The following is a 14265-nucleotide window of genomic DNA, read 5'->3' as shown; positions in this document are numbered from 1 at the left end:
TCAGCGGATGGGGCCTCTGCCGTGATGCGGTGCGGCGCTCACCAGAAGCTTGCCGCCAGCGCAGCTTCAATATTGCGCAAATTGACCACCTTGTGGGTGGTAGCGACCAACCCTCTGCGCCATCCACGGTTGCCCCTGTTCCGGGAAGTATTCCGACCTGAAGAAGTTGGGGCGTCTGACGCTTTCTTGCAACCTGGTCCGATATTCCGATCGCGACATTTGTCACATGCTGGCGGTGATCCATCTTGATCCGGAACCCCTCTTGCAGGAGTACCCCATGGAAACAACCATTCCGCCCGCCATTCCTTGTTCGAACCAAGGGATTGAAGCGCTCTGCGCGGTGTCCTGCCTGGCCGTGGTAGGCGCCCTGGCGCACCCCAGCGGCTTGATGCCCGGCGGTGCGATATGAACGCCTTGTCCCACTTGGCTGCATCGCTCGTTGATCGGCTGGCGGTGCCCATCGCGCTGGAATGGCCCGGCGGGCGGGTTGGCCCGGCCAACGCCCCGGTGCAACTCAAACTGCGCGAATGGCACCAGCTCGCTGCATTGCTCATGGGCCGCATCGGCAGTGTGGGCAACGCCTACGTCCGGGGTGAGCTCGACATTGAAGGGCGCTTGCGCGATGTGATGGACGTTGCCGCCGAACTGGCGCACAGCCCACTGCAGACTGCGCCTCCGACGCCCTGGACCCGCGTGCTCCGGCGGGCTCGCTCACGCCGCCTGCACCAGCGGCACCGCGATGCCGAACAGGTGCGTTTTCATTACGACCTGAGCGACGACTTCTTCGCGCTGTGGCTGGACTGTCGGCGGGTGTATTCGTGCGCCTACTACCAGAATCCAGCCATGACGCTGGCCCAGGCCCAGGAGGCGAAGCTCGAACACATCTGCCGCAAGCTGCAGCTCCAGCCTGGGCAGCGCTTCCTCGACATCGGCGCAGGCTGGGGCGGCTTGCTGCTGTGGGCTGCCGAACACTACGGTGTGCAGGCTCTGGGCATCACGCTCTCGCGCGACCAGCACGCCCATGTGCAGCGTCTGATCGAACAAAAGGGCCTGCAAGGCCGGGTGGAGATCCGGTTGCTGGACTACCGTGACCTGCCGCCCACCGAGCGTTTTCACCGCATTGCCTCCATCGGGATGTGCGAACACGTCGGCATGGCCAATCTGGACGGTTACTTCGTACAGCTTTGGCAGTTGCTGGAGCCTGGCGGTCTGCTGCTCAACCACAGCATCACGGCGGGCAGCATGCACAGCAACCCGATGGGGGCGGGTTTGAGCGAGTTCATTGAAACGCACATCTTCCCGGGTGGGGAGCTGGTGCATGTGTCGGAGCAGGCGCGCAGCCTCAGCGCCTGTGGTTTGGAGTTGCTCGATGCCGAGAACCTGCGGCCTCACTACGCGCGCACGTTGTGGGACTGGTCCCTTGCGCTGGAAAGCCAGCTGGGCCGGGCACGCGAACTGGCTGGTGAAACCGCTGTGCGGGCCTACCGCCTGTACCTGGCGGGCAGCGCCACGGCTTTCGAGCGCGGCTGGCTGTCGCTCTATCAGTTGCTGGCCTCACGGCCAGACGGCAATCTCGGCACTGGCGAGCTGCGCGGCGCGCAGTGTGGCTACCCTTTCAACCGTACCCATATGTACAGGGAGCCCCCTTTGCCCATGTTCTGCGGTGCGGGCCAGGCCACCAGCGTGTAAAGGGTGGGTTTTGATTGGCGGTGGTTGGTGGCCCGGTGGGCCGCAAACGCCTGATCCCTGCTGGCTTGGTGCGGATGTTGCAGCGCCACACGCTTTCAGCCTCAGCGCTTGAATGGTGCGCCGCTGAGCTTGAAGCCTGCCTTGATGCCTTTGTGCGCAAACCAGCCTTGGTTCATCTCCAACACGTAGCGCACCGGCTTGGTCGAGCAGTGCGAGTCCAGCGTCTGGGGCTGCATGTCAGCCAGGTTGACGATGGTGCCATCGTCGGCCACAAACGCGGTGCTCAGGGGCAGCAGTGTGTTCTTCATCCAGAAGCACTGCGTGGCGGGCTGCTCAAAGACGAACAGCATGCCCTCGTGCAGGGGCATGTTTTGCCGGTGCATGAGCCCGGTCTGGCGCTCTTGCGGTGCCTGGGCCACTTGGGCATCAATGCGGTGCATGCCTGCGTTGAGTTCCACGCGGGGCAGGTTCAGTTGCGGGCCGTCTTGCGCGCTGGCGGTGGCCAGGGTGAAGGGCAGCACGCTGGCCAGCACGGCGGTGCGGACATGGGAACGCCAGGAGCGCGGCGCGGCAGTGCGGGAGGCTGCGGTTGACAAATACATGGTGCAGGCTTTCAGGCAAAAAGTGCTGGCAGGAAGGGGTAACAGCGCCACCAGCACAGTGGCTGGTACGCAGGCGTGCCATTGTGAATCAGGCATGCCAGCGGCGTCTGGGTGGGCGTGGGCACGGCTTGGGTGAGTTGGGTGCAAAAAAATTTCGCCAGAAATATGACAAATTTCATATCGTAAGATTGGGGCGCCCGAAAACCGGTTTGCGTGCTGGCCCCTGAAGCAAAATCAGCCCGCATTCCGCGCCCCCTGACTGCCGGCCTGTGACGCAGACGGTAGCGTTTACATACTTATTCCTGGAGATAAGCGATGAGTACCCAGCAACCCACCATCATTTACACCCTGACCGACGAGGCGCCTCGTCTGGCCACGGCATCCTTTTTGCCCATCGTGCGCACGTTTACCGCACCCGCAGGCATCAACGTGGTCGAGAGCGATATTTCGGTCGCTGCCCGGGTGCTGGGGGAGTTTCCTGAATACCTGGCAGACGATCAGAAGGTGTCCAACAACCTGGCTGAACTCGGTCGCCTGACGCTGCTGCCCGACACCAACATCATCAAGCTGCCCAACATCAGCGCCTCGGTGGGCCAGCTGATTGCCTGTATCAAAGAGCTGCAAAGCAAGGGCTACGCGGTGCCCGACTACCCCGAAGATCCCAAGACCGACGAAGAAAAAGCCATCCGTGCGCGCTACGCCAAGTGCATCGGCAGCGCTGTGAACCCCGTGCTGCGCGAAGGCAACTCTGACCGCCGCGCACCCAAGGCCGTCAAGGAATACGCCCGCAAGAACCCGCACAGCATGGCCGAGTGGAGCCAGGCCTCGCGCTCGCACGTCTCGCACATGCACGCCGGCGACTTCTACCACGGCGAAAAGTCGATCACCCTGGACCGCGCCCGTGACGTGAAGATGGAGCTGATTACCAAGAGCGGCAAGACCATCATCTTGAAGCCCAAGGTGTCGCTGCTGGACCGCGAAATCATCGACAGCATGTTCATGAGCAAGAAGGCGCTGGTCGAGTTCTACGAAAAAGAAATCGAAGACGCGCACAAGACGGGCGTGATGTTCTCGCTGCACGTCAAGGCTACGATGATGAAGGTGTCGCACCCCATCGTGTTCGGCCACTGCGTGAAGATTTTCTACAAGGATGCGTTTGCCAAGCACGGCAAGCTGTTTGAAGAGTTGGGCGTGAACGTGAACAACGGCATGGCCAACCTGTACGAAAAAGTGGCCACCTTGCCCACAGCCCAGCGCGAAGAAGTGCTGAAAGACCTGCACGCTTGCCACGCCACCCGCCCTGAACTGGCCATGGTGGACTCGGCCAAGGGCATCACCAACTTCCATTCGCCCAACGACATCATTGTGGACGCCTCCATGCCCGCCATGATCCGCAACGGCGGCAAGATGTGGGGCGCCGATGGCCGCCTGAAGGACGTGAAGGCCGTGATGCCCGAATCGACCTTTGCCCGTATCTACCAGGAGATGATCAACTTCTGCAAATGGCACGGCGCCTTCGATCCCAAGACCATGGGCACCGTGCCCAACGTCGGCCTGATGGCCCAGCAGGCCGAAGAGTACGGCTCGCACGACAAGACGTTTGAAATCTCGGAAGACGGCGTGGCCAACATCACCGACCTGGCCACCGGCGAAGTGCTGCTCAGCCAGAACGTGGAAGCGGGCGACATCTGGCGCATGTGCCAAGTCAAAGACGCCGCCATCCGCGACTGGGTGAAGCTGGCCGTGACGCGGGCGCGCAACTCGGGTATGCCGGTGGTGTTCTGGCTGGATGCCTACCGTCCGCACGAAGCGCAGCTCATCACCAAGGTCAAGATGTACCTGCACGAGCACGACACCACCGGTCTGGACATCCAGATCATGAGCCAGGTGCGCGCCATGCGCTACACGCTGGAGCGCGTGATCCGTGGTCAGGACACCATCAGTGCCACCGGCAACATCCTGCGCGACTACCTCACCGACCTGTTCCCCATCATGGAGTTGGGCACCTCGGCCAAGATGCTCTCTATCGTGCCCCTGATGGCTGGTGGCGGTATGTACGAGACCGGCGCGGGCGGCTCTGCGCCCAAGCACGTGCAGCAGCTGGTGGAAGAAAACCACCTGCGTTGGGACTCGCTGGGTGAGTTTTTGGCGCTGGCCGTGTCGCTGGAAGACCTGGGCATCAAGAAGAGCAATCCCAAAGCCAAGGTGCTGGCCAAGACCCTGGACGCTGCCACAGGCAAGCTGCTGGACAACAACAAAAACCCATCGCCCAAAACCGGCCAATTGGACAACCGTGGCAGCCAGTTCTACCTGGCCATGTACTGGGCCCAGGAACTGGCAGCGCAGACCGACGACGCCGAGTTGGCACAGCAGTTTGCCCCGCTGGCCCAGCAGCTGGCTGACAATGAGGCCAAGATCGTCGAAGAGCTGAACGCCGTGCAGGGGCACCCCGCTGACATTGGCGGCTACTATCAGCCTGACTTGGCCAAACTGGACGCGGTGATGCGCCCCAGCCCCACGCTGAACGCTGTCCTGAAGACCGTGCAAGCCTGAGCCTGAGACGGCTGTGAGATGAAGCACTTGGCCCCGCGTGTCGGGGCCAAGTGCTTGTCTGTTTGTTTTATTGGAGTCCCCATACATGACCACCTACCAGCACATCCAGGTGCCTGCTGAAGGCCAGAAAATCACCGTCAACGCGGATATGTCCCTCAATGTGCCGGACCAGCCCATCATTCCGTTCATTGAGGGCGATGGCACGGGTGCCGACATTACGCCTGTGATGATCAAGGTGGTCGATGCCGCCGTGGCCAAAGCCTATGGTGGCCAGAAAAAAATCCAGTGGATGGAGGTGTATGCCGGTGAGAAGTCCACCCGGGTGTACGGCCCCGATGTCTGGCTGCCCGAAGAAACCCTGAGCGCCGTGCGCGACTACGTGGTGTCCATCAAGGGCCCGCTGACCACGCCCGTGGGCGGCGGCATCCGCTCGCTCAACGTGGCACTGCGCCAGCAACTGGACTTGTACGTCTGCCTGCGCCCCATCCAGTATTTTGACGGTGTGCCTTCGCCCGTCAAAGAGCCGCACAAGACCAATATGGTCATCTTCCGTGAAAACTCGGAAGATATTTATGCAGGCATTGAGTTTGAAGCCGGATCTGACAAGGCCAAAAAGCTCATCGCGTTTTTGCAGAACGAGATGGGCAGCCAGAAAATCCGGTTCCCCGACACCTCGGGCATCGGCGTCAAGCCCGTCTCGCGCGAAGGCACAGAGCGCCTGGTGCGCAAGGCCATCCAGTACGCCATCGACAACGACAAGCCCAGCGTGACCATCGTGCACAAGGGCAACATCATGAAGTTCACCGAAGGCAGTTTTCGGGATTGGGCCTACGCCCTGGCCGCCAGGGAGTTTGGCGCTGAACTGATCGACGGCGGCCCGTGGATGAAGTTCAAGAGCCCCAGAACGGGCAAAGACATCACCATCAAAGACAGCATTGCCGATGCCTTCTTGCAGCAGATTTTGCTGCGCCCGGCGGAATATTCGGTCATTGCCACGCTGAACCTGAACGGCGACTACATCTCTGATGCCCTGGCTGCGCAGGTGGGCGGCATTGGCATTGCGCCGGGCGCCAACCTGTCTGACACGATTGCGATGTTCGAGGCCACCCACGGCACCGCACCTCGGTACGCGGGCAAAGACTACGTCAACCCCGGCTCTGAAATTTTGTCCGCCGAGATGATGCTGCGCCACATGGGCTGGACGGCGGCGGCTGACCTCATCATCAGCGCCATGAAAAAGTCGATTGCCAGCAAAAAGGTGACCTACGACTTTGCCCGCCTGATGGATGGTGCCATGCAGGTGAGCTGCTCGGGTTTTGGCAAAGTAATGATCGATAACATGTGAGCCCCTTCAACCCGCGTGGAGCTTCACCACCAGCGGCACGATGAGCAGTGCCACGATGTTGATGATCTTGATGAGCGGGTTGATGGCCGGGCCAGCGGTGTCTTTGTAGGGGTCGCCCACCGTGTCGCCGGTGACGGCGGCCTTGTGCGCCTCTGAGCCCTTGCCGCCGTGGTGGCCGTCTTCGATGTATTTCTTGGCGTTGTCCCAGGCGCCGCCGCCAGTGCACATCGAAATGGCCACGAACAAGCCGGTGACGATGGTGCCCATCAGCAGCCCGCCCAGCGCCTTGGGGCCCAGCAGCAGGCCGACGGCAATCGGCACCACCACGGGCAGCAGGCTGGGGACGACCATTTCCTTGATGGCGGCGCTGGTCAGCATGTCCACCGCACGGCCATATTCAGGCTTGGCCGTGCCTTCCATGATGCCGGGGATGTCGCGAAACTGGCGCCGTACCTCGACCACCACGGCGCCAGCCGCGCGGCCTACCGCTTCCATGGCCATGGCGCCAAACAGGTACGGAATCAGCCCGCCGATGAACAGGCCGACGATGACCATCGGGTCACTCAGGTTGAAGCTGATGGCCTGGCCGTAGCTCTCGAGCTTGTGCGTGTAGTCGGCAAACAGCACCAGCGACGCCAAACCCGCCGAGCCGATGGCGTAGCCCTTGGTGACGGCCTTGGTGGTGTTGCCGACGGCGTCCAGCGGGTCGGTGACGGCGCGCACCTCGGGGGGCATGTCGGCCATTTCGGCAATGCCGCCGGCGTTGTCGGTAATCGGGCCGTAGGCGTCCAGCGCCACCACGATGCCGGCCATGGAGAGCATGGCGGTGGCGGCGACGGCAATGCCATACAGGCCCGCCAACTGGTACGACACCAGGATGGCGATGCAGACAAAAATCACCGGCCAGGCGGTGGAGCGCATCGACACGCCCAGGCCCGCAATGATGTTGGTGCCGTGGCCGGTGGTCGATGCCTGCGCGATGTGCTGCACCGGGGCGTATTGCGTGCCGGTATAGAACTCGGTGATCCAGACCAGCGCGGCCGTCAGCACCAGGCCAGTGGCGCAGGCGCCAAACAGCCGCAGCTGGCTGGCGCTGGCGGCAATGGCGTTGTCGGGTATGAGCCAGTGGGTGACGAACCAGAAGGCGATCAGCGAGAGCACGCCGGCCACGGCCAGGCCTCGGTACAGCGCGGGCATGACGTTTTTCATGCCGGGCGAGGCCTTGACGAAAAAGCAGCCGATGATCGACGCGACGATGGACACGGCGCCCAGCGCCAGCGGGTAGAGCACGGCGCTGACCGGGGCGCTGGCCACCATCAGCGCGCCCAGCACCATGGTGGCGATCAGGGTGACGGCGTAGGTCTCGAACAGGTCGGCCGCCATGCCGGCGCAGTCGCCCACGTTGTCGCCCACGTTGTCGGCGATCACGGCAGGGTTGCGCGGGTCGTCCTCGGGGATGCCGGCCTCGACCTTGCCCACCAGGTCGGCGCCCACGTCGGCGCCCTTGGTGAAGATGCCCCCGCCCAGCCGGGCAAAGATGGAAATCAGCGACGAGCCGAAGGCAAAACCGATCAACGGGTTGAGCAGGCCGGCCAACGTGCCGTCGGCCACCGGGTGGCTGCCCACCAGGTACCAGTAAAACCCGGTCACGCCCAGCAGGCCCAGGCCCACGACCAGCATGCCCGTGATGGCGCCGCCGCGAAACGCCACGTCCAGGGCCGGGCCGATGCCTTGCGTGGCCGCCTGCGCGGTGCGCACGTTGGCGCGCACCGATACGTTCATGCCAATAAAGCCGCAGGCGCCCGAGAGCACGGCGCCAACGATGAAGCCAGCGGCGGTTTTAACGTCCAGAAAGACGCCGATGAGGAGGGCCAGCACCACGCCGACGATGGCAATGGTTTTGTATTGCCGCGCCAGGTAGGCCGCAGCGCCCGCCTGGATGGCAGCGGCGATCTCTTGCATCCGGGCGTTGCCCGGGTCTTTGGCAAGGATCCAGCCACGGGCCCAGATGCCGTAGGCCACCGCGATCAGCCCACACACCAGGGCCAGGAGAAGGGGGGAAGTCAGCGCTGTCGTGGCGGCCATGCTTTGCTCCGGTGGTATCGCGGGAACCGCGAGACGGGAGCCACAACGCACGGGTTATGCCTCCGCTGCGTTGCTTCCTCGCCCACCATGCCGGGGGGCGATTGGCCAACCGGGCCAATTTACCGCTGAAATCGGGCTTTGCAAGCGGGCTGAAAGGGGGGAGCCGGTAAAATCAGGGTTAATCCCGACGGGGATTCTTGGCCTTTATCAACCACACGACCGACAACCATGTCCCTCAACAACGTCACTCCCGGCAAAAACATTCCCGAGTCTTTCAACGTGGTCATTGAAATCCCCATGGATTCTGACCCGATCAAGTACGAAGTGGACAAGGAATCGGGCGCTATTTTCGTGGACCGTTTCATGACCACGGCCATGTACTACCCCTCCAACTACGGCTACGTGCCCCAGACCCTCAGCGGCGACGGCGACCCGGTGGACGTGCTGGTCATCACCCCCTACCCACTGCTGCCCGGCGTGGTGGTGCCTTGCCGTGCGCTGGGTATCCTGAAGATGGAAGACGAAGCCGGTATCGACGGCAAAGTGCTGGCCGTGCCCACCAACAAGGTGCTGGCCATGTACTCGGCCTGGAAAGACATCGGCGATGTGAACCCCATGCGCCTCAAAGCCATCAGCCATTTCTTCGAGCATTACAAAGACCTGGAAGAAGGCAAGTGGGTCAAGGTGCTGGGCTGGGAAGGCATTGAGGCCGCCCACAAAGAAATCACCGACGGTCTGGCCAACTACCAGCAGTCCCAAGCCTGATCCTGGGCGGCGCAGCCTGCCCGCCACATCCCCCAAAAAAGCCTGCCGGCCTGTGCCCGCAGGCTTTTTTTCATGGGTGCAGGCCGGTAATGGCGGGGCAGGTTATGGCTGTTTCAACGGGCTGCGCGATTGCAAATGCTCCAGGTACTGCGCAACGCCGGTGCTTTCGCGCTCCAGAAAGCGATCCACCGCGTCGGCGAAGGCCGGGTGTGCCAGCCAGTGTGCGCTGTGGGCGGGTACGGGCAGCAGGGCGCGGGCCATTTTGTGTTCGCCCTGGGCGCCGCCTTCAAAACGCTGTATGCCGTGCGCGATGCACCACTGCAAGGGCTGGTAGTAGCAGGCCTCAAAGTGCAGGCAGTCCACGCGCTCCAGGGCGCCCCAATAGCGGCCATAAGCGATGGGGGCAGGTGATTTGAGGTCATTTTGGCCTCCAGCGCTTGCTGGGTGTGCGCTAACAGCTATCAAACTGCTAGCAATGGCACGACCCGCCCGCTCGGCAATGAACAGCACCCAAGTCTCTGCCATGTCGCTGTGCATGTGCGCAAAGAACGCGCGTGACAGGTAGGGCAGATTGCCGTGTTCCAGGTAGGTGCGCTCGTAGCAGCGGTAAAAGAAATCCCAGTCGGCGGGCGTGATGTCGGCACCGCGCAGCCAGCGGAAGGTCACGCCCGCTTCGGTCACACGGCGGCGCTCCTGGCGGATTTTTTGCGCTTTTCCTGGGTCAGGCTGGCCAGGAAATGCTCAAAGTCGGTGTAGTCGGCGTTGCGCCAGTGAAACTGCACCGTGTGGCGTTGCAGCAGTCCCTCGGCAGTGCAGGCGATCAGATCGCCATCGCTGGCAAACAGCACGTGCAGCGATGACAGGCCCTGGCCTGCGCACCAGTCGCGCAGGGCCGCCACCAGAGCGCGGCGCAGGGTGGCATCGCGTGCCAACAGCCGCGCACCGGGCACGGGGGTGAAAGGCACGGCCACCACGGCCTTGGGGTAATACGCCAGACCGTGCGCGTGGTAGGCGTTGGCCCAGGCGTGGTCGAACACGTATTCGCCATACGAATGGTCTTTGATATACACCGGGCACGCTGCCACCAGCACACCCGCCTGCCAGAGGGTGAAAAACTGCGGCGCCCAGCCCGTGGCCGCAGTGGCGCTGGCGCTGGTGTGCAGGGCCGCCAGGTATTCATGGCGCATGAAGGGCGTGGCGTGTGGCTGTGCGGCCAGCAGCTGGTTCCAGGCGCTGGCGTCAATGTCCAGCACGGTGTTGAACACGCGGGTGATAATTGCGCCTTCAGCCACGGCCGCTCCTGTAGCGGCAGTCTGCCACCTGACCAGGCCCGGTGGACAAGGCACTATCCATTTCGGCCACGGCGACCGTTTTCCATTCCATGACGCTCTCCATTTGCACTGCGCAGCTTAATTTTGTCGTGGGCGATATGCCCGGCAATGCCCAAAAAATCATTGACGCTGCCCGCCAGGCCCATGCGGCTGGCGCACAGCTGTTGCTGACGCCCGAGCTGGCCATCTGCGGTTACGCCGCTGAAGACCTGTTCTTGCGCCCGGCCTTTCTGGCCGCTTGCGATGATGCCGTGAAAACCGTGGCCCGCGAGACCGCAGGGTTGAACGGCCTGGCCATCGTGCTGGGCCACCCCCAACGCGTTACCGGCCATGCCAGCGCCCGTCCGTCTTGCCACAACGCGGCCAGCGTACTGCGCCATGGCCTGGTCGAGCACACCTACGCCAAGTGGGAGCTGCCCAATTACAGCGTTTTTGACGAACGCCGCCATTTCACACCGCTGCGCCAGCCCTGCGTTTTCGAGGTGGCGGGTGTGCGTGTGGGCTTGCTGATTTGCGAAGACGCCTGGCTGGAGGCGCCCGCGCGCGCTGCGGCACAGGCCGGGGCCGAGCTGCTGGCGGTCATCAACGCCTCGCCCTTCCACGCGGGCAAAGCCACCGAGCGTGAGCAGACCATGCGCGAGCGCGTGCTGCAAACCGGGCTGCCACTGGTCTATGCCCATATGGTGGGTGGCCAGGACGAGTTGGTGTTCGATGGACGCTCTTTTGCCCTGAACGCCGATGGCGGCGTGGCAGGCCGTGCCCCCGGATTTATAGAAAAACTGGTGTTTACGCAGGCGCAGCGCGCGCAAGCAGCTATCAAAATAGAAGCGGATGTGGCGCCCCAAGCCACGCTGCACGCCGAGCTGTGGGACGCGCTGGTGCTGGCTGTGCGCGACTATGTCGGCAAAAACCGCTTTCCGGGCGTGCTGCTGGGCTTGTCGGGCGGCATGGACTCGGCGCTGGTGCTGGCCATTGCGGTCGATGCGCTGGGGCCGCAGCGTGTGCGCACGGTGATGATGCCGTCGCCCTACACAGCGGACATCAGCGGCATGGATGCCAGCGAGATGGCGCAGCGCCTGGGTGTGCACTACGAAGAAATCGCCATTGCGCCGCAGCTTGAAGCCTTCAAAGCGGCGCTGGCCGCTGACTTTGCCGGACGCGCTGAAGACACCACCGAAGAAAACCTGCAAGCGCGCATCCGGGGCACGCTGCTCATGGCCTTGTCGAACAAGTTCGGCGCCGTGGTGCTGACCACCGGCAACAAAAGCGAGTTGGCCACGGGCTACTGCACCTTGTACGGCGACATGGCCGGTGGTTTTGCCGTCATCAAAGACGTGCCCAAGACCATGGTGTATGCGCTGGCACGCTGGCGCAACCTCAACGACCCCTACGGCACCGGCCACAACCCCATCCCCGAGCGCATCATCACCCGGCCCCCCAGCGCCGAGTTGCGTCCCGACCAGAAAGACCAAGACAGTCTGCCGCCTTATGAAGTGCTCGACGCCATCGTGGAGCGTTATATGGAAAATGACGAGCCCATAGCGGCCATCATTGCTGCCGGATTTGCGTCCGCCGATGTCGAGCGTGTCACGCGCCTGATTCAGGTGAACGAATACAAACGCCGCCAGGCGCCGCTGGGGCCCCGGGTGACGCAGCGCAGTTTTGGCAAAGACTGGCGCTACCCCGTTACCAACCGCTTTCGCGCCTGAGCGCACGCAGCCCGTGGCGCTGCACCGAATTACATGTTCCCAGGAGTTCTCACTATGAAAATGATCACCGCCGTCATCAAGCCCTTCAAACTGGAAGAAGTCCGTGAGGCATTGGCCGATTGCGGCGTCACGGGCCTGACGGTCACGGAAGTCAAAGGCTTTGGCCGGCAAAAAGGCCACACCGAACTGTACCGGGGTGCCGAGTACGTGGTGGACTTTTTGCCCAAGGTAAAAATTGAAGTGGTGGTCAAGAGCGAGGACCTGGACCGCTGCGTGGACGCCATCGTGAATGTGGCCCGCACCGGCAAAATCGGCGACGGCAAGATTTTCATTACCCAGGTGGAGCGCGTGGTGCGCATCCGTACCGGCGACCTCGACGAATCGGCGATTTAAGCCCTCAAATCACCGCTTGCAGCGCTGTCTCTGGTGCATCGGTGCGTATGCCTTGCACCAGAGAGCGCAGCAGGGCATCGGTTTCCTGGCCGGTTTGTACCAGTCCCATTTGCCATTCACCGATGAAGCCGCTGGCAACGCTGTGCTGCAAAAAGGCCAGCATGGCGTCGTAATAGCCCGCCACGTTCAGCAGCCCGATAGGCTTGTCGTGGTAGCCCAATTGGCGCCAGGTCCAGACTTCAAACAGTTCTTCAAAGGTGCCTATCCCGCCGGGCAGGGCCAAAAAGGCATTGCTGCGCTCGGCCATCAAGGCTTTGCGTTCGTGCATGGTGCGCACGATGTGCAACTCGTCGCAGGCGTGGCGCGCATGTTCTTTGTCCACCAGCGATTGCGGGATCACGCCCACCACGCGGCCACCAGCGGCCTGGGTGGCATCGGCCACGGTGCCCATCAGCCCGCTGCGCCCGCCGCCATACACCAGTTGCCCACCGTTGGCACCTATCCAGGTGCCGACAGCGCGCGCCGTCTGGGCAAACAGTGCGTTCTCGCCAGGGCGCGAGCCGCAATAAACACAAATCGAAAAAGCCGGTTCAGCCATGGAGAAACCTCTGGTAAATCGCGCTGGCCCAAATGCCCACGCACAGCAACAAACTGAGTAAAACGGCGGCGCTTCCCATGTCCTTGGCCCGTTTGGACAGTGCGTGCCATTCGGGCCCGATGCGGTCAATGGCCGCTTCAATGCCACTGTTGAGCAGCTCTACCACCATCAGCAGCACGACCGAGCCTGCCAGCAGGGCCACTTCAGTCCAGCCACGACCCAGCCACACCGACAAGGGCAACAGCACCAGCGCTGCGCTGGCCTCTTGGCGAAAGGCCGCTTCACCCCAGCCAGCGCGCAGCCCGTCCAGCGAATAGCGCGTGGCATGCCACAGGCGGTGCAGGCCGGTGCGGTTTTTCTGGGCGTTGGTGGGTTCGTGTGGAGCGGGAGGGGGGTGCGACATGGGCGGAGTTTTGCGCCAGCTGCCTGGAGGTGCTGGAGGCCGTGAAGGTGTTTTCAGACGGGTTTGTTTCTTCGGGCCGCATCGAAATGCACCAGCCGGGTGCCTGCCAGTGCATCGTGCAAAAACTGGCGCTGCGGATGAAAGCGGCTCAGAATGGCCCAAACCGCTACCCAGCCCAATACGATGACCGTGATTTCCGGGCCTGAAAGCGCAAAGGGCGCAACGCCCAGCAAGGGTGGCAGAAACCACAGCCAGCTCAAGACGTAGCGCCACAGTGCGCGCCCTTGGCTCAGGGGTTGGCCTTGTGCATCAACTGCGCGGATGTGCCAGGTTTTCATGGCCAGTGTTTGCCCTTTGGCCCAAAACCAGGTGAAGTAAATGCCAAACACCACAAACAAAAAGCCTTGCAGTGCGTGCCGGTTGTCCAGCGCGTGGCGCGTTTGGCTGAGGGTGCTGAACAAATAGCCCGCAATGAACACCACGCCAAACATCAGCAGCCCCTCGTAGAGCCAGCATGCCATGCGCCGTGGCAGGGGCGGAGCTTGCAGCAAGGTGGATTCAGGGGCTGTCGGCCCAGCCTGGGGGTGCTGCCGGGATGGGCGCGATGGCGAGGCGTGCATTCAGAAAGTCAGTGGAAATTAGGCGAATCGGGCTCGGAGGGAGGCGGTAGCTCCGCAGGGGCAGAACCCGATGGTAATGGGGGCAGTGGCAGTGGCGTAGCGATAGGGACAGAAATCGGTACGGTTTCAACCACGATGGGTTCTGCCGTGTGTGTGCGTGTGTCCGTGGCTG

12 protein-coding genes and 1 pseudogene are annotated in these 14265 nt (G+C 62.7%); 7 read left to right on the top strand and 6 right to left on the bottom strand.

Annotated features, from left to right (window positions below; translation table 11 throughout):
* The first annotated feature begins 277 nt into the window (after window positions 1-277).
* The gene (locus tag PHX69_RS02805; protein ID WP_288042286.1) at window positions 278-409 is read left to right on the top strand and encodes a hypothetical protein; all 132 of its coding nucleotides are present in this window, start codon (window positions 278-280) and stop codon (window positions 407-409) included.
* Window positions 406-1689: a class I SAM-dependent methyltransferase gene (locus PHX69_RS02800; protein ID WP_288042285.1), complete on the top strand. Its 1284-nt coding sequence runs from the start codon at window positions 406-408 to the stop codon at window positions 1687-1689. The genes PHX69_RS02805 and PHX69_RS02800 overlap by 4 nt, the downstream gene beginning before the upstream one ends.
* Before the next feature lie 101 nt (window positions 1690-1790).
* On the opposite strand, the gene PHX69_RS02795 is transcribed toward PHX69_RS02800, so the two are convergent.
* The gene (locus PHX69_RS02795; RefSeq protein ID WP_288042284.1) at window positions 1791-2291 is read right to left on the bottom strand and encodes a DUF192 domain-containing protein; all 501 of its coding nucleotides are present in this window, start codon (window positions 2289-2291) and stop codon (window positions 1791-1793) included.
* Window positions 2292-2606: 315 nt separating this feature from the next.
* On the opposite strand from PHX69_RS02795, the gene PHX69_RS02790 reads away from it, so the two are divergent.
* Window positions 2607-4844, top strand: coding sequence for an NADP-dependent isocitrate dehydrogenase (locus PHX69_RS02790; protein ID WP_119012249.1), 2238 nt, complete (start codon window positions 2607-2609; stop codon window positions 4842-4844).
* 85 nt (window positions 4845-4929) lie between these two features.
* Window positions 4930-6189 carry an NADP-dependent isocitrate dehydrogenase gene (icd, locus tag PHX69_RS02785; RefSeq protein WP_119012250.1) on the top strand — a complete coding sequence of 420 codons (1260 nt, stop codon included), beginning with the start codon at window positions 4930-4932 and terminating at the stop codon, window positions 6187-6189.
* Between the two features lie 6 nt (window positions 6190-6195).
* Here icd and PHX69_RS02780 read toward each other — a convergent pair whose 3' ends face one another.
* Window positions 6196-8274: a sodium-translocating pyrophosphatase gene (locus PHX69_RS02780; RefSeq protein ID WP_288042282.1), complete on the bottom strand. Its 2079-nt coding sequence runs from the start codon at window positions 8272-8274 to the stop codon at window positions 6196-6198.
* Between the two features lie 228 nt (window positions 8275-8502).
* Between PHX69_RS02780 and ppa the strand changes: the two genes are divergently transcribed.
* Window positions 8503-9039 (top strand): inorganic diphosphatase, encoded by a 537-nt coding sequence (gene ppa / locus PHX69_RS02775; protein WP_119012252.1) that lies wholly within the window; start codon window positions 8503-8505, stop codon window positions 9037-9039.
* A 102-nt stretch (window positions 9040-9141) separates the two neighbouring features.
* Here the strand turns inward: ppa and PHX69_RS02770 are convergent.
* Window positions 9142-10331, bottom strand: a pseudogene (locus PHX69_RS02770) (GNAT family N-acetyltransferase).
* A gap of 89 nt (window positions 10332-10420) precedes the next feature.
* On the opposite strand from PHX69_RS02770, the gene PHX69_RS02765 reads away from it, so the two are divergent.
* Window positions 10421-12079, top strand: coding sequence for an NAD+ synthase (locus tag PHX69_RS02765; protein WP_288042281.1), 1659 nt, complete (start codon window positions 10421-10423; stop codon window positions 12077-12079).
* 54 nt (window positions 12080-12133) lie between these two features.
* Window positions 12134-12472, top strand: coding sequence for a P-II family nitrogen regulator (locus PHX69_RS02760; RefSeq protein ID WP_119012255.1), 339 nt, complete (start codon window positions 12134-12136; stop codon window positions 12470-12472).
* 4 nt (window positions 12473-12476) lie between these two features.
* Here the strand turns inward: PHX69_RS02760 and PHX69_RS02755 are convergent, their stop codons facing one another.
* From PHX69_RS02755 to PHX69_RS02745, 3 genes are read right to left on the bottom strand one after another with little or no spacing between them, the layout of a single operon-like run.
* Window positions 12477-13070 carry an LOG family protein gene (locus PHX69_RS02755; protein ID WP_288042280.1) on the bottom strand — a complete coding sequence of 198 codons (594 nt, stop codon included), beginning with the start codon at window positions 13068-13070 and terminating at the stop codon, window positions 12477-12479.
* A complete protein-coding gene (locus tag PHX69_RS02750) occupies window positions 13063-13473 on the bottom strand; it encodes a diacylglycerol kinase (protein WP_119012257.1) in 411 nt (136 codons plus the stop codon). Before PHX69_RS02750 ends, PHX69_RS02755 begins: the two co-directional genes overlap by 8 nt.
* 53 nt (window positions 13474-13526) lie before the next feature.
* Window positions 13527-14093: an RDD family protein gene (locus PHX69_RS02745; protein WP_119012258.1), complete on the bottom strand. Its 567-nt coding sequence runs from the start codon at window positions 14091-14093 to the stop codon at window positions 13527-13529.
* Window positions 14094-14265 lie beyond the last annotated feature (172 nt).

The sequence above is a fragment of the Simplicispira sp. genome (assembly GCF_028687295.1).
GTDB lineage: Bacteria > Pseudomonadota > Gammaproteobacteria > Burkholderiales > Burkholderiaceae_C > Simplicispira > Simplicispira metamorpha.
This window is presented reverse-complemented; position numbering and strand designations above follow the sequence as displayed.